19 protein-coding genes are annotated in these 17,097 nt (G+C 70.9%); 13 read left to right on the top strand and 6 right to left on the bottom strand.

What is annotated here, in order from left to right; all coding sequences use genetic code 11:
* Positions 1–41 precede the first annotated feature (41 nt).
* The 3 genes from ACIRQY_RS08355 to ACIRQY_RS08345 all read right to left on the bottom strand — a co-directional run bounded on the left by ACIRQY_RS08355 (position 42) and on the right by ACIRQY_RS08345 (position 2,798).
* Complete coding sequence (locus tag ACIRQY_RS08355) at positions 42–1,010, bottom strand: heme A synthase (protein ID WP_403923847.1); 969 nt, start codon at positions 1,008–1,010, stop codon at positions 42–44.
* Between the two features lie 73 nt (positions 1,011–1,083).
* Positions 1,084–1,851: an ABC transporter permease gene (locus ACIRQY_RS08350; protein WP_403923029.1), complete on the bottom strand. Its 768-nt coding sequence runs from the start codon at positions 1,849–1,851 to the stop codon at positions 1,084–1,086.
* Positions 1,848–2,798 (bottom strand): ABC transporter ATP-binding protein, encoded by a 951-nt coding sequence (locus ACIRQY_RS08345; protein ID WP_351794775.1) that lies wholly within the window; start codon positions 2,796–2,798, stop codon positions 1,848–1,850. The genes ACIRQY_RS08350 and ACIRQY_RS08345 overlap by 4 nt, the downstream gene beginning before the upstream one ends.
* A gap of 109 nt (positions 2,799–2,907) precedes the next feature.
* On the opposite strand from ACIRQY_RS08345, the gene ACIRQY_RS08340 reads away from it, so the two are divergent.
* The 9 genes from ACIRQY_RS08340 to ACIRQY_RS08300 all read left to right on the top strand — a co-directional run bounded on the left by ACIRQY_RS08340 (position 2,908) and on the right by ACIRQY_RS08300 (position 10,377).
* Positions 2,908–3,699, top strand: coding sequence for a formate/nitrite transporter family protein (locus tag ACIRQY_RS08340; protein ID WP_351794772.1), 792 nt, complete (start codon positions 2,908–2,910; stop codon positions 3,697–3,699).
* A gap of 119 nt (positions 3,700–3,818) precedes the next feature.
* Positions 3,819–4,544, top strand: coding sequence for a metalloregulator ArsR/SmtB family transcription factor (locus ACIRQY_RS08335; protein ID WP_351794770.1), 726 nt, complete (start codon positions 3,819–3,821; stop codon positions 4,542–4,544).
* On the top strand, positions 4,541–5,956 hold the full coding sequence (sufB, locus tag ACIRQY_RS08330; protein WP_351794767.1) for a Fe-S cluster assembly protein SufB: 1,416 nt from the start codon (positions 4,541–4,543) through the stop codon (positions 5,954–5,956). Before ACIRQY_RS08335 ends, sufB begins: the two co-directional genes overlap by 4 nt.
* A 62-nt stretch (positions 5,957–6,018) precedes the next feature.
* Positions 6,019–7,206: a Fe-S cluster assembly protein SufD gene (gene sufD, locus ACIRQY_RS08325; RefSeq protein ID WP_403923026.1), complete on the top strand. Its 1,188-nt coding sequence runs from the start codon at positions 6,019–6,021 to the stop codon at positions 7,204–7,206.
* Positions 7,206–7,523: a bifunctional 3-phenylpropionate/cinnamic acid dioxygenase ferredoxin subunit gene (locus ACIRQY_RS08320; protein WP_351794762.1), complete on the top strand. Its 318-nt coding sequence runs from the start codon at positions 7,206–7,208 to the stop codon at positions 7,521–7,523. The genes sufD and ACIRQY_RS08320 overlap by 1 nt, the downstream gene beginning before the upstream one ends.
* A gap of 7 nt (positions 7,524–7,530) precedes the next feature.
* Positions 7,531–8,295, top strand: a complete 765-nt coding sequence (gene sufC / locus ACIRQY_RS08315; protein WP_351794759.1) for a Fe-S cluster assembly ATPase SufC — start codon at positions 7,531–7,533, stop codon at positions 8,293–8,295.
* Complete coding sequence (locus tag ACIRQY_RS08310) at positions 8,292–9,560, top strand: cysteine desulfurase (RefSeq protein ID WP_351794757.1); 1,269 nt, start codon at positions 8,292–8,294, stop codon at positions 9,558–9,560. Before sufC ends, ACIRQY_RS08310 begins: the two co-directional genes overlap by 4 nt.
* Before the next feature lie 11 nt (positions 9,561–9,571).
* Positions 9,572–10,042, top strand: a complete 471-nt coding sequence (gene sufU / locus ACIRQY_RS08305; RefSeq protein WP_351794754.1) for a Fe-S cluster assembly sulfur transfer protein SufU — start codon at positions 9,572–9,574, stop codon at positions 10,040–10,042.
* A complete protein-coding gene (locus tag ACIRQY_RS08300) occupies positions 10,039–10,377 on the top strand; it encodes a metal-sulfur cluster assembly factor (protein ID WP_351794751.1) in 339 nt (112 codons plus the stop codon). Before sufU ends, ACIRQY_RS08300 begins: the two co-directional genes overlap by 4 nt.
* 72 nt (positions 10,378–10,449) lie before the next feature.
* Here the strand turns inward: ACIRQY_RS08300 and ACIRQY_RS08295 are convergent, their stop codons facing one another.
* The gene (locus ACIRQY_RS08295; RefSeq protein ID WP_403923023.1) at positions 10,450–11,490 is read right to left on the bottom strand and encodes an oxidoreductase; all 1,041 of its coding nucleotides are present in this window, start codon (positions 11,488–11,490) and stop codon (positions 10,450–10,452) included.
* 41 nt (positions 11,491–11,531) lie between these two features.
* Here ACIRQY_RS08295 and ACIRQY_RS08290 point away from each other — a divergent pair, with 41 nt between their 5' ends.
* The 4 genes from ACIRQY_RS08290 to ACIRQY_RS08275 all read left to right on the top strand — a co-directional run bounded on the left by ACIRQY_RS08290 (position 11,532) and on the right by ACIRQY_RS08275 (position 14,095).
* The gene (locus ACIRQY_RS08290) at positions 11,532–11,852 is read left to right on the top strand and encodes a multidrug efflux SMR transporter (RefSeq protein ID WP_351794745.1); all 321 of its coding nucleotides are present in this window, start codon (positions 11,532–11,534) and stop codon (positions 11,850–11,852) included.
* Positions 11,852–12,406, top strand: coding sequence for a TetR/AcrR family transcriptional regulator (locus tag ACIRQY_RS08285; RefSeq protein WP_403923021.1), 555 nt, complete (start codon positions 11,852–11,854; stop codon positions 12,404–12,406). The genes ACIRQY_RS08290 and ACIRQY_RS08285 overlap by 1 nt, the downstream gene beginning before the upstream one ends.
* Positions 12,407–12,678: 272 nt before the next feature.
* A complete protein-coding gene (dapD, locus tag ACIRQY_RS08280) occupies positions 12,679–13,662 on the top strand; it encodes a 2,3,4,5-tetrahydropyridine-2,6-dicarboxylate N-succinyltransferase (protein WP_351794739.1) in 984 nt (327 codons plus the stop codon).
* Between the two features lie 223 nt (positions 13,663–13,885).
* On the top strand, positions 13,886–14,095 hold the full coding sequence (locus ACIRQY_RS08275) for a hypothetical protein (protein WP_351794736.1): 210 nt from the start codon (positions 13,886–13,888) through the stop codon (positions 14,093–14,095).
* Here the strand turns inward: ACIRQY_RS08275 and dapA are convergent.
* Together dapA and ACIRQY_RS08265 are read right to left on the bottom strand one after the other, a co-directional pair.
* Positions 14,017–14,967: a 4-hydroxy-tetrahydrodipicolinate synthase gene (gene dapA, locus ACIRQY_RS08270; RefSeq protein WP_403923018.1), complete on the bottom strand. Its 951-nt coding sequence runs from the start codon at positions 14,965–14,967 to the stop codon at positions 14,017–14,019. The genes ACIRQY_RS08275 and dapA overlap by 79 nt on opposite strands.
* Before the next feature lie 105 nt (positions 14,968–15,072).
* Positions 15,073–16,932 (bottom strand): endonuclease/exonuclease/phosphatase family protein, encoded by a 1,860-nt coding sequence (locus tag ACIRQY_RS08265; RefSeq protein WP_403923016.1) that lies wholly within the window; start codon positions 16,930–16,932, stop codon positions 15,073–15,075.
* Positions 16,933–17,097 lie beyond the last annotated feature (165 nt).

The raw sequence follows: 17,097 nt of genomic DNA, 5'->3' as shown, positions 1-17,097 counted from the left end.
GTCGCGCGTTCCGCGTTCCGGCGCGCCCGGGGGCGGGAGGGTCAGGCCCGCGTCAGCTCCGCGTCCGTCTGGGCCGGGATGCCGGCGGTGGCCACCGTGCGCTCGCGCATGCTCAGGGCGAGCCGCAGCACCGCGATCCACATCAGGGACGAGCCGAGCATGTGGAGCCCGACCAGGATCTCGGGGACTCCCATGAAGTACTGGACGTAGCCCACCCCGCCCTGGAGGAGCAGCACGATCAGCAGGTCGCGGGCGCGGGCCCGGGTGTCCGGCGGGGCGTCGACCACCCGGAGCACCAGCCACATCGCGACCGCGAGGGCGCAGACGACCCAGGCGGAGACGGCGTGGATGTGCGCGGCGTTCGTCCAGTCCCACGGCATCCGGGGCACGTCGCTGCTGTCACCCGCGTGCTTGCCCGAGCCGGTGACCGTCGTGCCCAGCACGATCAGCAGCGCGGAGACCAGCGTGATCGCCCAGGACAGCCCGCGCACCGGGCGCGGTGCGCGCGGACGCGGCGGAGCATCGCCCTCGCCGGTCCGGTGCCAGGTGATGACGGCGACCGTGAGCAGGGCGTTCGCGGCGAGGAAGTGGCCCGCGACCGTCCAGGGGTTGAGGCCCATCCACACCGTGATGCCGCCGAGGACGGCGTTGCTCATCACGATCCAGAACTGGGCCCAGGCGATCCGGGTCAGCCCGCGCCGCCACGGCTTGGTGCACCGGGCCGCGACGATCGCCCAGCCGACCGCGGCCGACAGGACGTACGTCAGCATCCGGTTGCCGAACTCGATCGCGCCGCGGTAGCCCTGCTCGGGCGTCACGAACAGGCTGTCGTCGGTGCACTTGGGCCAGGTGTCGCAGCCGAGGCCGGAACCGGTCAGCCGGACCGCGCCGCCCGTGACGATGATGACCACGCTCATCACGACGGCGGAGAGCGCGGCGCGCCGGAGCGTCCTGGGGGACGGGGTCCAGCGCCTGGCGAGGGAGGCGAGGGGGGTCAGCACGGGCCCTATCGTAGGCCGGTGCTTGTGCACGCTTTCACGAGGGGTGCCTTGTCGGGAAACGTCACCCTCTGGGGTGCCCCCGCTACTCCCAGCGGAAGAACTTCGCGGCCGCGCCGAGCCCGAGGACGGCCCACACCGTGAGGGTCCCCGCGTCGCCCCAGGGCAGCGCGGCGCCGTCCTGGAGGACCGCCCGCAGTCCGTCGGAGAGGGCGGAGATCGGCAGCAGCTCCAGGACCGAGCGGGCCGCGTCCGGGAACTTCTCCAGCGGGACGATCACTCCGCCGCCGACCAGGAGCAGCAGGAAGACCAGGTTGGCGGCGGCCAGGGTGGCCTCCGCCCTGAGGGTGCCCGCCATCAGCAGCCCGAGGCCGGAGAAGGCGGCGGTGCCGAGGACCAGGAGCAGCAGGACGGCGAGGGGGTTGCCCTGCGGGGACCAGCCGAGGCCCAGCGCGATCGCCGTCAGGAGGACGATCTGGAGGATCTCGGTGACCAGGACGGAGAGCGTCTTGGCGGTCATCAGCGCCCAGCGGGGGAGCGGTGAGGCGCCGAGGAGCTTGAGCACCCCGTACCGCCGCTCGAAGCCGGTGGCGATGGCCTGGCCGGTGAACGCGGTCGACAGGACGGCGAGCGCGAGGACGCCCGGCGCGAGGAAGTCGACCGCCTCGCCGGTGCCGGTGTCGATGATGTCGACCGTCGAGAAGAGCACCAGGAGCAGCGAGGGGATGATCACGGTGAGGAGCAGCTGCTCGCCGTTGCGCAGCAGCATCCGGGTCTCCAGCGCCGTCTGCGCCGCGATCATCCGGCCGAGGGGGGCGGCGCCGGGCTTCGGCGCGTACGTACCGGTGCTCACGATCGCAGTTCCTTGCCGGTCAGTTCCAGAAAGACGTCTTCGAGGGTGTGGCGTTCGACGGCGATGCCGTCGGGCATGACGCCGTGCTGGGCGCACCAGCTGGTGACCGTGGCGAGCAGCTGCGGGTCGATGGCGCCGGTGATCCGGTACGTGCCCGGCAGCGGTTCGGCGGCGGCCGAGCCGTCGGGGAGCGCCTTGAGCAGGGAGTCCAGGTCGAGCGCGGGGCGTCCGGTGAAGCGCAGGGTGTTCTCCGCGCCGCCCCGGCACAGGGCCTCGGGGCTGCCCTGGGTGACGACCCGGCCCGCGTCGACGATGGCGACGTCGTCGGCGAGTTCCTCGGCCTCCTGCATGAGGTGGGTGGTGAGGAGCACGGTGACGCCGTCGGCCCGCAGCTCGCGGACGAGGTCCCAGGTGGCGCGGCGGGCCTGGGGGTCGAGTCCGGCGGTCGGTTCGTCGAGGAAGACCAGTTCGGGGCGGCCGACGATCGCCATGGCGAGCGCGAGGCGCTGCTGCTGGCCGCCGGAGAGGCGCCGGTAGGTGGTGCGGCCGCAGGAGCCGAGGCCGAGGCGTTCCACGAGGGCGTCGACGTCCAGCGGATGCGCGTGGAGCTTCGCGGTGTGGCGGAGCATCTCGTCGGCGCGGGCGCCGGAGTAGACGCCGCCGGACTGGAGCATCACGCCGATCCGGGGGCGCAGGGCCGCCGCGTCGGCGACCGGGTCGAGGCCGAGGACGCGGACGGTGCCGCCGTCGGGCCTGCGGTAGCCCTCGCAGGTCTCGACGGTGGTGGTCTTGCCCGCCCCGTTGGGGCCGAGGACGGCGGTGACGGTGGCCGTCCGCACGTCCAGGTCGAGGCCGTCGACCGCGGTCTTGTCTCCGTACCGCTTGACCAGGCCGCGTACCTGGACGGCGGACTCGTTGTTCTGGGTGTGGGTCTGGGTCCCGCGCATGGGGGAAGTCTAGAGAGGGGCCGAAGGTCCTCCCGGCGGGGGGCCCGGGTCACTGGAATCGGGACTTTTCCTTGCGCTTCGCCGCCGCCGGCGGGCCTAGCGTCGTCGTGTGAACAGTGTGGCGGAGAACTTGCGGGAGACGGCCGGCCAGGCGGCGCACAAGGCGCGGGACCTGCGGCGCCCCGGCCGCTACGCGGTGTCGGCGATGCTGGCGGGGGCGTACATAGGGATCGGCGAGGTGCTGCTGCTGGTCGCGGTGTCGCCGTTCGCGGTCGAGCACGCGGCGGTGACGCGGCTCCTGGAGGGGGCGGTCTTCCCGATCGCGCTGACGGTCGTGATGTTCGCCGGGGCGCAGCTGTTCACCAGCAATGTGATGGTGATGCTGATCGGGGCCCTGGCGGGGCGCACGGGGGTGCGGGACCTGGTGGCGAGCTGGACGCTGTCGCTGGCCGGGAATCTGGTGGGGGCCTTCGCCTTCGGGGCGATGGCGCACGCCTCGGGGGTGCTGTCGGGGGCGTCGGCCAGGGCGCTGCTCGCGGAGCTGGTGGCGGGCAAGGAGGCCCTCGCGGGCGAGCAGCTGTTCTGGCGCGCGGTGCTCTGCAACCTGCTGGTGTGTCTCGGGGTGTGGATGTTCTCCCGGGCGAAGGGTGACGCGGCGAAGATCTTCGTGCTGTGGCTGCCGGTGCTGGTGTTCGTGGCGGTGGGCTTCGAGCACTGTGTGGCGAACATGGCGCTCTTCTCGCTCGCGGTCCTCGACGGGACGGCCGGGTTCGGCGATCTGGGGCGCAATCTGCTGTTCACGGTGCCGGGCAACATCGTCGGCGGAGCCCTCGTGGCCTGCGCGTACTGGTTCACGGGGCGGCCGGAAAGGGTGCCCGGGGAGGACGGCCAGGACTCCTGATTCGTCCTACGAATGATCATTTCCGCAGGTCAGGTAAGGCTTACCTGAGTGATGCACGGCACCGTGGCCGTCTCCGGCGCGGGTTGTCAGGCCGAGAATAATTACGCAACAATGGCGTTGTGAAAAACGTTGGCGCGGCTCCGGTGGAGGAACTCGCGACCCGGGAGCGTTCGACGCGCAACCGGGTCGTGCGGTCGATCCTGGATCACGGTCCCTCGACCGTCGCGGATCTCGCCGGGCGGCTCGGCCTCACCCAGGCGGCCGTCCGCCGCCACCTCGACTCGCTCGTCGGGGAGAACGTGGTGGAGGCCCGCGAGAAGCGCGTCTACGGCACCCGCACCCGGGGGCGCCCCGCGAAGGTCTTCGCGCTCACCGACTGCGGCCGGGACGCCCTGGACCAGTCGTACGACTCCCTGGCCGTCGAGGCCCTTCGCTGGATCGAGCGGAACGCGGGCGGGGAGGCGGCCGTGGCCGCCTTCGCCCGCGACCGGATCGAGTCCCAGGCGGGCGCCTACCGCGAGGCCGTCGAGGCGGTCGAGCCCGAACGGCGGGCCGAGGCCCTCGCCAAGGCCCTGACCGCGGACGGGTACGCTGCCACTGCGCGGAACGCGCCGGTCGGCGAGCAGCTCTGCCAGCACCACTGCCCGGTCGCCCACGTCGCCGAGCAGTACCCACAGCTGTGCGAGGCGGAGACGGAATTCTTCTCCCGCCTCCTGGGAACGCACGTCCAGCGCCTGGCCACCATCGCGCATGGTGACGGCGTCTGCACCACGTTCATCCCGCACGGCACCCCGCAGACCACCGAATCAGCATCCGTAAGCACGGCCGGGAGGAACCCCGCATGACCACCGAGATCAGCCACCCCGAGCTCGAGGGCCTGGGTCGGTACGAGTACGGCTGGGCCGACTCCGACACCGCCGGTGCCACCGCCAAGCGCGGTCTGAACGAGGACGTCGTCCGCGACATCTCCTCGAAGAAGAACGAGCCCGAGTGGATGCTCAAGCTGCGTCTCAAGGGTCTGCGTCTCTTCGGCAAGAAGCCCATGCCGACCTGGGGCTCCGACCTCTCCGGCATCGACTTCGACAACATCAAGTACTTCGTGCGGTCCACCGAGAAGCAGGCCGAGTCCTGGGAGGACCTGCCGGAGGACATCAAGAACACCTACGACCGGCTCGGCATCCCCGAGGCCGAGAAGCAGCGCCTCGTCGCCGGTGTCGCCGCCCAGTACGAGTCCGAGGTCGTCTACCACCAGATCCGCGAGGACCTGGAGGAGCAGGGCGTCATCTTCGTCGACACCGACACCGCGCTGAAGGAGCACGAGGAGCTCTTCCGCGAGTACTTCGGCACCGTCATCCCCGTCGGCGACAACAAGTTCGCCTCCCTGAACACCGCCGTCTGGTCCGGCGGATCGTTCATCTACGTGCCGAAGGGCGTGCACGTCGAGATCCCGCTCCAGGCCTACTTCCGCATCAACACGGAGAACATGGGCCAGTTCGAGCGGACGCTGATCATCGTCGACGAGGACGCCTACGTCCACTACGTCGAGGGCTGCACCGCCCCGATCTACTCCTCCGACTCGCTGCACAGCGCCGTCGTCGAGATCATCGTCAAGAAGGGCGGCCGCTGCCGCTACACGACCATCCAGAACTGGTCGAACAACGTCTACAACCTGGTGACCAAGCGCGCCGTCGCCTACGAGGGCGCCACCATGGAGTGGGTCGACGGCAACATCGGCTCCAAGGTCACCATGAAGTACCCGGCCGTCTACCTGATGGGCGAGCACGCCAAGGGCGAGACCCTCTCCATCGCCTTCGCGGGCGAGGGCCAGCACCAGGACGCCGGGGCCAAGATGGTCCACATGGCCCCGAACACCTCCTCCAACATCGTCTCCAAGTCGGTGGCGCGAGGCGGCGGCCGCACCTCCTACCGCGGTCTCATCGAGATCGGCGAGGGCGCCCCGGGCTCCAAGTCCAACGTGCTCTGCGACGCGCTGCTCGTCGACACCATCTCCCGCTCGGACACGTACCCCTACGTGGACGTGCGCGAGGACGACGTCTCCATGGGCCACGAGGCCACCGTCTCCAAGGTCTCCGAGGACCAGCTCTTCTACCTGATGAGCCGCGGCCTCACCGAGTTCGAGGCCATGGCGATGATCGTCCGCGGTTTCGTCGAGCCCATCGCCAAGGAACTCCCGATGGAGTACGCCCTGGAGCTCAACCGGCTGATCGAGCTGCAGATGGAAGGGTCGGTCGGCTGACCGCCACCCACCCCCGCAGCGACCGACTCACACGTACGCAGGAAGAGAGCAACACGACAGCCATGGCTGAGGCTCAGCAGAACATCCCGGCGGCGGGCTCCACCACCGCCGGCTCGATCGCGGTGGCCGCCGAGTCCACCGTCGCCACGCGCATGAGCGCCCCCCCGTCCTTCGACGTCGCGGACTTCCCCGTCCCGCACGGCCGCGAGGAGGAGTGGCGCTTCACCCCGCTCGCCCGGCTCCGCGGACTCCACGACGGCACCGCCGTCGCCTCCGGCGAGGGCGTCAAGGTCGAGATCGACGCCCCCGAGGGCGTCACCGTGGAGACCGTCGGCCGCGAGGACGAGCGCCTGCGCAAGGCCGGAGTGCCCGTCGACCGCGTCGCCGCCCAGGCCTACTCCTCCTTCGAGAAGGCCTCGGTCGTCACCGTCCCCAAGGACACCGTCCTTGGCGAGCCGATCCGCATCGCCGTGCACGGCCAGGGCGGCGTCGCCTTCGGCCACCAGGTCATCGAGCTCGGCGCCTTCGCCGAAGCCGTCGTGGTCATCGACCACACCGGTGACGCGGTGCTCGCCGCCAACGTCGACTACCTCCTCGGTGACGGCGCCAGGCTCACCGTCGTCTCCGTCCAGGACTGGGACGAGAACGCCGTCCACGTCGCCCAGCACAACGCGCTGGTCGGCCGCGACGCCTCCTTCAAGTCCGTCGTCGTCACCTTCGGCGGCGACGTCGTCCGCATCCACCCCCGGGTGGCGTACGCGGCCACCGGCGGCGAGGCCGAACTGTTCGGCCTGTACTTCACCGACGCCGGACAGCACCAGGAGCACCGCCTCCTGGTCGACCACAACACCCCGCACTGCAAGTCCAACGTGGCCTACAAGGGCGCACTGCAGGGCCAGGGCGCGCACGCCGTCTGGATCGGTGACGTGCTCATCCAGGCCGCCGCCGAGGGCACCGACAGCTACGAGCTCAACCGGAACCTGGTCCTCACGGACGGCGCCCGGGTCGACTCCGTGCCGAACCTGGAGATCGAGACCGGCGAGATCGCCGGCGCGGGTCACGCCTCCGCCACCGGGCGCTTCGACGACGAGCAGCTCTTCTACCTGATGTCCCGGGGCATCCCGGAGGCCGAGGCCCGCCGCCTCGTCGTCCGCGGCTTCTTCGCGGAACTGGTCCAGCAGATCGGTCTGCCGGACGTCCAGGAGCGCCTCCTCGCCAAGATCGAGGCCGAGCTGGAGGCCTCCGTCTGATGTCCTTCGTCCGAGTCTGCGCGCTGAGCGAGCTGGAGGCCGACACCCCCAAGCGGGTCGAGGTCGACGGCACGCCGGTGTCGGTCGTGCACACCGAGGGCGAGGTGTTCGCGATCAACGACATCTGCTCGCACGCGAACGTCTCCCTCTCGGAGGGCGAGGTCGAGGACTGCGCGATCGAGTGCTGGCTGCACGGCTCCAGCTTCGACCTGCGCACCGGCAAGCCCTCCGGCCTTCCCGCGACGCGCCCCGTCCCCGTATACCCCGTAAAGATCGAAGGGGACGATGTGCTCGTCTCCGTCACCCAGGAGTCTTGAGTCACCCATGGCAACGCTCGAAATCCACGACCTGCACGTCTCCGTCGACGCGGAGAACGGCCCCCGCGAGATCCTCAAGGGCGTCGACCTGACCATCAAGCAGGGCGAGACGCACGCCGTCATGGGCCCCAACGGCTCCGGCAAGTCGACCCTGGCCTACTCCCTCGCCGGGCACCCGAAGTACACGATCACCGGCGGCACCGTCACCCTCGACGGTGAGGACGTCCTGGAGATGTCGGTCGACGAGCGCGCCCGCGCCGGTGTCTTCCTCGCCATGCAGTACCCGGTCGAGGTCCCCGGCGTCTCCGTCTCCAACTTCCTGCGCACCTCCGCCACCGCCGTCCGCGGCGAGGCGCCCAAGCTGCGCACCTGGGTGAAGGAGGTCAGGTCCGCGATGGAGCAGCTCCAGATGGACCCGGCCTTCGCCGAGCGCAACGTCAACGAGGGCTTCTCCGGCGGCGAGAAGAAGCGCCACGAGATCCTCCAGCTCGAACTGCTCAAGCCGAAGATCGCGATCCTCGACGAGACCGACTCCGGCCTCGACGTCGACGCCCTGCGCGTCGTCTCCGAGGGCGTCAACCGCGTCCGCGAGACCGGTGAGGTCGGCACCCTGCTGATCACGCACTACACCCGGATCCTGCGCTACATCAAGCCCGACTTCGTGCACGTCTTCGCGAACGGCCGCATCGCCGAGTCCGGCGGCGCCGAGCTCGCCGACGTGCTGGAGAACGAGGGCTACGACAAGTACGTGAAGGGGGGCGCGTCCGCGTGACTTCTGCCCATCAGGGGCTCTCCGGCCTCCTCGACACCGAGGCGATCCGCAAGGACTTCCCGCTCCTGGACCGCGTGGTCCACGACGGCAAGAAGATCGTGTACCTCGACTCCGCGGCGACCTCGCAGAAGCCGCGCCAGGTCCTCGACGCGCTCACCACGTACTACGAGCGTCACAACGCCAACGTCCACCGCGGTGTCTACACGGTGGCCGAGGAGGCGACGGCGCTCTACGAGGGCGCCCGTGACAAGGTCGCGGCCTTCGTCAACGCGCCCAGCCGCAACGAGGTGATCTTCACCAAGAACGCCTCCGAGTCGCTGAACCTCGTGGCCAACATGCTGGGCTGGGCCGACGAGCCCTACCGCGTGGACCACGAGACCGAGATCGCCATCACCGAGATGGAGCACCACTCCAACATCGTGCCGTGGCAGCTGCTCTCGCAGCGCACCGGCGCGAAGCTGAAGTGGTTCGGCCTCACCGACGACGGACGTCTCGACCTCTCGAACATCGAGGAGGTCATCAACGAGAAGACGAAGATCGTCTCGTTCACGCTGGTCTCCAACCTGCTCGGCACGGTCAACCCGGTGGAGACGATCATCCGCCGCGCCCAGGAGGTCGGTGCGCTGGTCTGCATCGACGCCTCCCAGGCGGCCCCGCACATGGTGCTGGACGTCCAGGCGCTCCAGGCCGACTTCGTGGCCTTCACCGGCCACAAGATGTGCGGCCCGACCGGCATCGGCGTGCTGTGGGGACGGCAGGAGCTCCTTGAGGACCTGCCGCCGTTCCTCGGCGGCGGCGAGATGATCGAGACCGTCTCGATGCACTCCTCGACGTACGCCCCGGCTCCGCACAAGTTCGAGGCGGGTACGCCCCCGATCGCCCAGGCCGTCGGCCTCGGCGCGGCCGTGGACTACCTCTCGGCGATCGGCATGGAGAACATCGCGCGCCATGAGCACGCGATCACCGAGTACGCCGTCCGGCGCCTCCAGGAGGTCCCCGACCTGCGGATCATCGGCCCCACCACGGCCGAGGACCGGGGCGCGGCGATCTCCTTCACGCTCGGTGACATCCACCCGCACGACGTGGGCCAGGTCCTCGACGAGCAGGGCATCGCGGTCCGGGTCGGCCACCACTGCGCGCGGCCGGTCTGCCTGCGGTACGGAATTCCCGCGACCACGCGGGCGTCGTTCTATCTGTACTCCACTCCGGCCGAGGTCGACGCCCTGGTCGAGGGTCTGGAGCACGTCCGGAACTTCTTCGGCTGAGGGACGGGTTCGTGAAGCTGGATTCGATGTACCAGGACGTCATCCTGGACCACTACAAGCACCCCCACGGGCGCGGTCTGCGGGACGGCGACGCCGAGGTGCACCACGTCAACCCGACGTGCGGTGACGAGATCACGCTCCGGGTGAAGTACGACGGCTCGCGCGTCGAGGACGTCTCGTACGAGGGACAGGGCTGCTCCATCAGCCAGGCCTCGGCCTCCGTCCTCAACGAGCTGCTCGTCGGCAAGGAGCTGGCCGAGGCGCGGAAGATCCAGGAGACCTTCCTGGAGCTGATGCAGTCCAAGGGCCAGATCGAGCCGGACGAGGCCATGGAAGAGGTCCTGGAGGACGCGGTCGCGTTCGCCGGGGTGTCCAAGTACCCGGCCCGGGTGAAGTGCGCGCTGCTCAGCTGGATGGCGTGGAAGGACGCGACCGCCCAGGCGCTGGGGGACGATCAGAAGTCTGTGAGGAAGTCGGCATGACCGAGAACGCCGAGGCCACCATGAAGCCGGCCTCCGAGGAAGAAGTCCGTGAGGCGCTGTACGACGTCGTCGACCCCGAGCTGGGCATCGACGTCGTCAACCTGGGCCTGATCTACGGCATCCACATCGACGACTCGAACGTCGCGACGCTGGACATGACGCTGACGTCGGCGGCCTGCCCGCTGACCGATGTGATCGAGGACCAGGCCCGTTCCGCGACGGACGGCATCGTCAACGAACTGAAGATCAACTGGGTCTGGATGCCGCCGTGGGGTCCGGACAAGATCACGGACGACGGGCGCGAGCAGCTGCGCGCACTCGGCTTCAACGTCTGAGTCACGATCACACGAGAACGGCCGTGCCCCACGGGGCGCGGCCGTTCTCGCGTTTCCGGGCCGGACGGAGAGCTAGGAAGGCCCCGCCGCGCGGACCAGGTCGGCGGCCAGGTCCTCCTTGCGGATGCGCTGGTCCACGTAGAGCAGGGCGGTCACCAGGGGCGGGAAGACGGACACGATGCCCTGGCCGACCGCCTGGCCCACCGCGAGGACGCCGAGGAGCACCACCACGGAGACGAGCAGGGTGTTCCGGTCGTCGCCGGAGAAGTCGACGGCCGCCAGCGGCGCCGAGGCGATCAGCGAGAAGACCTGCTGGATCAGCGCCCCGACCACGCCCGCCATGAGCCCGGCCGCCAGCAGACAGGCGAAGAGCCGCCACCAGGAGCCCCGGACCAGGTGCGAGGAGCGGCGCATCGAGGCGAGGGCGCCCTGGCTCTCGATCACCGCCGCCGCCGGGGCGAAGCTGAACTTCACCCAGAGCCAGCAGGCGAGCGGGGTCAGCGCCAGCGCGCCGCCCACGGTGAGGAGCGGGGTGACGGACAGGCCGCTCTCGGAGTCCGCCACCGCCAGGGCGAGGGAGACGAAGGTGGCCATGAGCAGGACGAGCGGCAGCATCAGGGCCAGTGTCGTCAGCAGCACCGTGCCGAACACGGCGGGCAGCCGCGACCAGGCCCGCCGCCAGACCGTCCCGAAGGTCGTGGGGCGGCCCAGGACCGCTTCCTGGACCACCGCCGGGCACGCCGCGGTCACCAGGGTGTTGGCGCAGAGCAGCGAGAGCATCGCGACGGCCCAGACGCAGCCGAAACCGATGATCAGCGGCAGGACGTCCTCCCACCGCGCGTCCTGCCCGTCGGGCAGGTTCCACAGGGTGGTCACATGGTCGCCGACGACCGCGTAGGCGATGCCGACCGTCGCCCCGATGACGAGCAGGGCGCCGACGTAGGAGACCGCGGCCACCCCCAGGAGCTGCTTCCAGTAGCGGCCCACGGTGGAGAAGGCGCCGGTCAGGACGGTGCCGAAACCGAGCGGCGCCAGGGGTATCACGCCGGGCTTCGGCGGCGGGGGCGGTGGCGGGTGGCCGTAGCCGTACGGAGGCCCCGGGGGAATGGTCATGGCGGACACGTTATCCGGCGGCGTTGTGTACGATCGTACGCATGGGATACGGACTGCTCGCGGGTGCCATCGTCGCGGAGATCTTCGCGACCATCTCCATGAAGTACAGCGAGGGCTTCTCCAAGCTCTGGCCCTCACTCATCACCGGCGTGGGCTACGTCATCGCCTTCGCGCTGCTCGCCCAGGCGCTCAAGACCCTCCAGGTCGGCACCGCCTACGCCATCTGGTCCGGCATCGGCACCGCCGCCGTCGCCACCATCGGCGTCCTCTTCCTCGGCGAGACCCTCAGCCTCGCCAAGGTCGCCGGGATCGTCCTCATCGTCGCCGGGGTCATCGTCCTCAACCTGGGCGGCGCGCACTGATGGCCCGCGCCCGCCGCCACGACCCCGAGCGCCGCGAGCGGATCGTCGACGCGGCCCTCCGGGTCGCCGGACGCTCCGGCATCGCGGGCCTCAGCCACCGCACCGTGGCCGCCGAGGCGGACGTGCCGCTCGGCTCCACCACCTACCACTTCGCCTCCCTCGACGAACTCCTCGTCGCCGCCCTCCACAAGGCCAACGAGAGCTTCGGGCGGCTGCTCCGCGACAGCCCCGCCCTCACCGCGCCCGGCGCCGACCTCGCCGGGGCCCTCGCCCGCCTCATGGGGGAGTGGCTGGACGGCTCACGCGCCCGCGTGGAGCTGGAGTACGAGCTGTACCTCGCCGCCCTGCGCCGCCCCGCGCTCCGGCCCGTCGCCGCCGAATGGGCCGAGACCGCCGTGGCCGTCCTCACCCCCCGCACCGACCCCGCCACCGCCCGCGCCCTCGTCGCGCTCATGGACGGCGTCTGTCTCCAGGCCCTGCTCACCGGCGGCGCGTACGACGAGGAGGACGCGCGGGAGATGCTCGCACGGGTGCTGCGCCCGACCGGCGCCTGAGCCCACGCGGCCCGGGTCGGTGCCTGGGCCTGCCTGGCCCGGGTCGGTGCCTGGGCCTGCCCGGCCCGGGTCGGTGCCTGATCCCACCCGGCTCGGTCCGACGCCCGGTCCGACCGGTCCGGTCCGATGCCTGGTCCGACCGGTCCGGTCCGGCGACCGGTCCGGTCGGCACCTGGGACCGGGCGGCCCGACCGGCGCCCGAGACCGCCCGGTCCGACCGGAGCCTGAGACCGGTTGGCCCGCGCGGGGCCCCGCCGGTTAGGTTTTCCGTCATGACCACTGCTCCTCGCCCCACCGGCGCCGTCGCCGCGGGCCTCGCCACCATCGCCGGAGACGGCACCGTTCTCGACACCTGGTTCCCCGCCCCCGAGCTGACCGACGAGCCCGGCCCGGCCGGCACCGGGCTGCTCTCGCCCGACGAGGCCCTCAACGCCCTCGGTGAAGGCGCCGTCAAGGCCCTCGGCGTGGACGCACGCCGGGGCGTCGAGGTGGTCGCCGTCCGTACCGTCATCGCCTCGCTCGACGAGAAGCCGCTCGACGCCCACGACGCCTATCTGCGCCTGCACCTGCTCAGCCACCGGCTGGTCAAGCCGCACGGCCAGAGCCTCGACGGCGTCTTCGGGCTGCTCGCCAACGTCGCCTGGACCTCGCTGGGCCCGGTCGCCGTCGACGACATCGAGAAGGTCCGGCTGAACGCGCGCGCCGAGGGCCTGCACCTCCAGGTGACCTCGATCGACAAGTTCCCCCGGATGACCGACTACGTCGTGCCCGCCGGGGTCCGCGTCGCCGACGCCGACCGGGTCCGGCTCGGCGCCCACCTGGCCGCGGGCACCACCGTCATGCACGAGGGCTTCGTCAACTTCAACGCGGGCACCCTCGGCACCTCCATGGTCGAGGGCCGGATCTCCGCCGGGGTCGTCGTCGGCGACGGCTCCGACATCGGCGGCGGCGCCTCCACCATGGGCACCCTCTCGGGCGGCGGCAACGTCGTCATCTCGATCGGCGAGCGCTGCCTGGTCGGCGCCGAGGCGGGCGTCGGCATCGCCCTCGGCGACGAGTGCGTCGTCGAGGCCGGTCTGTACGTCACCGCGGGCACCCGGGTGACGCTGCCGGACGGCCAGATCGTGAAGGCGCGCGAGCTCTCCGGCGCCTCGAACATCCTCTTCCGCCGCAACTCGGTCAGCGGCGCCGTCGAGGCCCGCCCGAACAACGCGGTCTGGGGCGGTCTCAACGAGGTCCTGCACAGCCACAACTGACAGCCACAGCTGACAGCCACGACCGGACCAGCCACGACTGACCCACGGCGCAGCCCTGACCGCCCTGTCGGACTCCTCCCGGAGGCCCGGCGGGGCGGTCATCCGTTTGGAGTAACGGAGGGGGCGTCGTGAAACTCCTGTGGCGCACGGTACCGAAGGGAGGACCCGGCGTTAGCAGGGCGGAGCACAGTGTTCCCTGCAAGTGGACGAGCGAGGAGTCGACATGACGAGAAAGCCCACGGTCGCCGGAGTGCTCACGATGGCGGCGGTGCTCTGGCCCGCCGGGACCGCCGCGGCGGACGAGACGCACCACAACTCGCACAACGGGCCGAACATCGCCCTGATCTCCACCGGTCAGATCGACGACCCGATGGAGGACGTCCTCGAACACGCCGCGATCTTCGGCCGGACCGACACCACCGACTCCGCCTGATCTTCGCGGAGCAGCGCCTCCAGCAGGGCGCGCAGCCCGTCGGCCGTCTCCCGGTCGGCGGGCAGCAGCGGTTCCCGGGGCACCCCGCCGAGCAGCGCCTTGACCGTCACCGTGCCGGGCAGCCCGGCGGCCATCATCGCCTCGGTCAGCGGCAGGAGCCGGGCGTGGAGCCGGGCGGCCGTCGCGGTGTCGCCCGCGTCGAAGGCGTCCAGGACCGCCCGCAGCCGCCGGGGCGCCACATTGGCCACCGTGCTGACGTATCCGGCCCCGCCGACCGCGTACAGGGGCAGGTTCAGTTCCTCGCAGCCCGAGTAGTAGGCGAGCGGGGTCTCCGCGATCAGCCGGGCCGAGCCGAGCAGGTCGTAGGCGCAGTCCTTGACCGCCACGATCCGGGGGTGGGCGGCGAGTCGCCGCAGGCTCTCCGGGGCGACCCGGGTGCCGGTGCGGCCCGGGATGTCGTAGACCATCACCGGCAGTCCGGTGGCGTCGGCGGCCTTCAGGAAGTGCGCCTCGACGGCCTGCCGGGGCGGCCGGCTGTAGTACGGGGTGACGACGAGGAGTCCGTCGGCGCCCGCCTCCTCCGCCGCGCGGGCGAGCGCGACGGTGTGCCGGGTGTCGGCGGTGCCGACGCCCGCGACGACGTGCGGTCCGGGGCCGACGGCCGCCCGGACGGCGCGGACCAGGGCGGTCTTCTCGGCGTCGGTGGTGGTGGGGGACTCGCCGGTGGTGCCGTTGAGGACCAGGCCGTCGCAGCCCTCGGCGACGAGCCGGACGGCCAGCTCACCCGCCCGGTCGAGGTCGAGTCCGCCGGCGGACGTGAACGGGGTGATCATCGCGCACAGGGCGCGGCCGAAGGGGCGTGCGGTGTCCATCCGGAAAGTCTGGGCGCCCCGGACCTTGAAGGTCCACTTAGATCTTCTTGGTCCGGGGCGTAAGCACCGCTGAAGGATCGCCGGTGATCAGCGGTGCTGACGGGCCTACGGGCGGAAGCGCAGGACCTGCGGGTCGTGGTCGCTGTTCTGGTCGGCGAACTCCGCGTTGATGTGGACGCTGTCGTACGTGAAGTGACGCACGCCCGGACTGGTCAGGATCTGGTCGAGGACCTGGCTGTTGCCCTGGTACACGTACGAGTAGCGCTCACCGCGCGGCAGCGACTTCACGGCCGGGTACAGCGCGCCGCCGTCGGTCAGCGCCTTCGTCGTGCCGGAGAACTCGAAGTCGTTGATGTCGCCGAGGACGAGGACGTCCGCCTGCTTCTCGACCGCGAGGATCTGCTTCACGAAGGTGTTGACGGACTGCGCCTGGAGGAGGCGCTTCGCCTCGGAGGAGCGGTTCGGCGGCTGGTGGTGCGAGACGATGGACTCGTCGCCGCCCTTCGAGCCGAAGTGGTTGGCGATCACGAAGACCGTCCGGCCGCGGAAGACGAACTCGCCCGCGAGCGGCTTGCGGCTGGAGTCCCAGGCGGTGTTCGCCGGGTCGACACGGCCGGGGGAGAGGGTCAGCGCGGCCCGGCCCTTGGTGCCGGTCACCCCGGTGGGGGTGGTCGCGTCGCCGCCCGCGCGGTCCGTGAAGGAGACCCGCTCGGGGTTGAAGAGGAAGACCTGACGGATGTTGCCGCCGGGCTCGCCGCCGTCCTTGTTGTTCTCCGGGGCGATCGAGCGCCACGCGTACGCCGGACCGCCCGCCGCGACGATCGCGTCCGTGAACTTCTTGACCGTCTGCTCGGCGGAGACCGTGCCGTCGTTCTTGGCGCCGTTGTCGTCCTGGATCTCCTCCAGGGCGATGACGTCGGGCGCGGACAGGTTCTCCACGACCGCCTTCGCGAGCGCGTCGAACTTCGTCTGCGGGTCGCCCGGGTCCAGGTTCTCCACGTTGTACGTGGCGACGGCCAGTTCGTTGCGGTGCTGCTTCGCCGTGGTCTCGCGCTCCAGGCCCCGGTCGACGACCGTGCCGAGGGTGCGGGCCGTCAGGGTGTAGCCGCCGAACTGGTTGAAGTCCAGCGGGCCCTCGGTGGTGCCGGTCAGCCGGTCGCCGACGTTCGCCACCGGGAACGGCTGCTGGGCGAGCGGGGTCAGCGACTGGATCTGGAGCCGCCCGGTGTTCTGGGAGTCGTACGAGCCGTAGACCGTGCCGCCCCGCACGTTGCGGTTCTCCCACGGCTTCACCGTCACCCACAGCTCCGCGTACGGGTCGGTGGCGCCGACCACGCGCGAGGAGCCGATCCGGACGTTGGTGCCCTCCAGGGACTCGTAGTAGTCCAGGGCGTACTTCTTCGGGTTCAGCGTCAGGCCGTTGACCGAGCCGCCCGCCGCCGGGTCGCCCTCGGGGGCGTACCGGTCCGGCACCGACCAGGCGGAGATCGTCACCGGGGCGGGCACCGGGTTGTCCTTCGACAGCACCGTGACGACCGGCCGCGACAGCTGGGTGAGCGACTGGTTGCCCGAGGCCAGGCCGCCCGGGACGTACTCGGTGACCGTGCCGTTCACGCTGACCGCGTCGCCGACCGCGACCGTCGGAACGGAGCTGGTGAAGACGAAGACGCCCTCGCTGGTCGCCGGGTTGTCGTCCGCCTCCGGGTCCTGGATCCAGAAGCCGCGCGAACCGTAGGTCCGGACACCGGTGACGATGCCCGTCACCCCGGTGACCTGCTGGCCGACGAGCGGGGAGGTGCGGGTCGTGCCCTGGATGTCATGGATGCGGACACCGGCGGCGGTGTCCGCCGCGGCGCTCGACGAACCGCCGAGCAGACCGGCGGCGAGGGCGGAGGCGACGACGGCGGAGACCGCGGCGGACCGCGCGACGGTACGGCCGGCAGCTCTCGGTATGGAGGAAGGCATCAGGGGGCTCCGGGGGTGCTTGGAGGAACGGCAGAATCATCTACGCGCGTCAATCTCTTTGCAGAGGCACCGACTTGTCAAGGGTCGACGGGTGTACGAAGGCTGACGGACACATGAACCGGCGGACGCCCTCCCGGATGCGTCTACGCTGAGAGCGGTGCTCCG

Source organism: Streptomyces sp. NPDC101490, from assembly GCF_044767145.1.
Classification (GTDB): domain Bacteria; phylum Actinomycetota; class Actinomycetes; order Streptomycetales; family Streptomycetaceae; genus Streptomyces.
Note: the sequence above shows the minus strand (reverse complement) of the source record. Positions and strands in the feature narration are given on the sequence as shown.

Bases quoted from the DNA above. Each gene is read 5' to 3' on its own strand.
- sufB (WP_351794767.1), top strand. From the start codon at position 4,541: ATGACCACCGAGATCAGCCACCCCGAGCTCGAGGGCCTGGGTCGGTAC.
- dapA (WP_403923018.1), bottom strand. From the start codon at position 14,967: ATGGACACCGCACGCCCCTTCGGCCGCGCCCTGTGCGCGATGATCACC.
- sufC (WP_351794759.1), top strand. From the start codon at position 7,531: ATGGCAACGCTCGAAATCCACGACCTGCACGTCTCCGTCGACGCGGAG.
- ACIRQY_RS08295 (WP_403923023.1), bottom strand. From the start codon at position 11,490: ATGACCATTCCCCCGGGGCCTCCGTACGGCTACGGCCACCCGCCACCG.
- ACIRQY_RS08290 (WP_351794745.1), top strand. From the start codon at position 11,532: ATGGGATACGGACTGCTCGCGGGTGCCATCGTCGCGGAGATCTTCGCG.
- sufD (WP_403923026.1), top strand. From the start codon at position 6,019: ATGGCTGAGGCTCAGCAGAACATCCCGGCGGCGGGCTCCACCACCGCC.
- ACIRQY_RS08345 (WP_351794775.1), bottom strand. From the start codon at position 2,798: ATGCGCGGGACCCAGACCCACACCCAGAACAACGAGTCCGCCGTCCAG.
- ACIRQY_RS08300 (WP_351794751.1), top strand. From the start codon at position 10,039: ATGACCGAGAACGCCGAGGCCACCATGAAGCCGGCCTCCGAGGAAGAA.
- ACIRQY_RS08265 (WP_403923016.1), bottom strand. From the start codon at position 16,932: ATGCCTTCCTCCATACCGAGAGCTGCCGGCCGTACCGTCGCGCGGTCC.
- dapD (WP_351794739.1), top strand. From the start codon at position 12,679: ATGACCACTGCTCCTCGCCCCACCGGCGCCGTCGCCGCGGGCCTCGCC.
- ACIRQY_RS08320 (WP_351794762.1), top strand. From the start codon at position 7,206: ATGTCCTTCGTCCGAGTCTGCGCGCTGAGCGAGCTGGAGGCCGACACC.
- ACIRQY_RS08285 (WP_403923021.1), top strand. From the start codon at position 11,852: ATGGCCCGCGCCCGCCGCCACGACCCCGAGCGCCGCGAGCGGATCGTC.
- ACIRQY_RS08275 (WP_351794736.1), top strand. From the start codon at position 13,886: ATGACGAGAAAGCCCACGGTCGCCGGAGTGCTCACGATGGCGGCGGTG.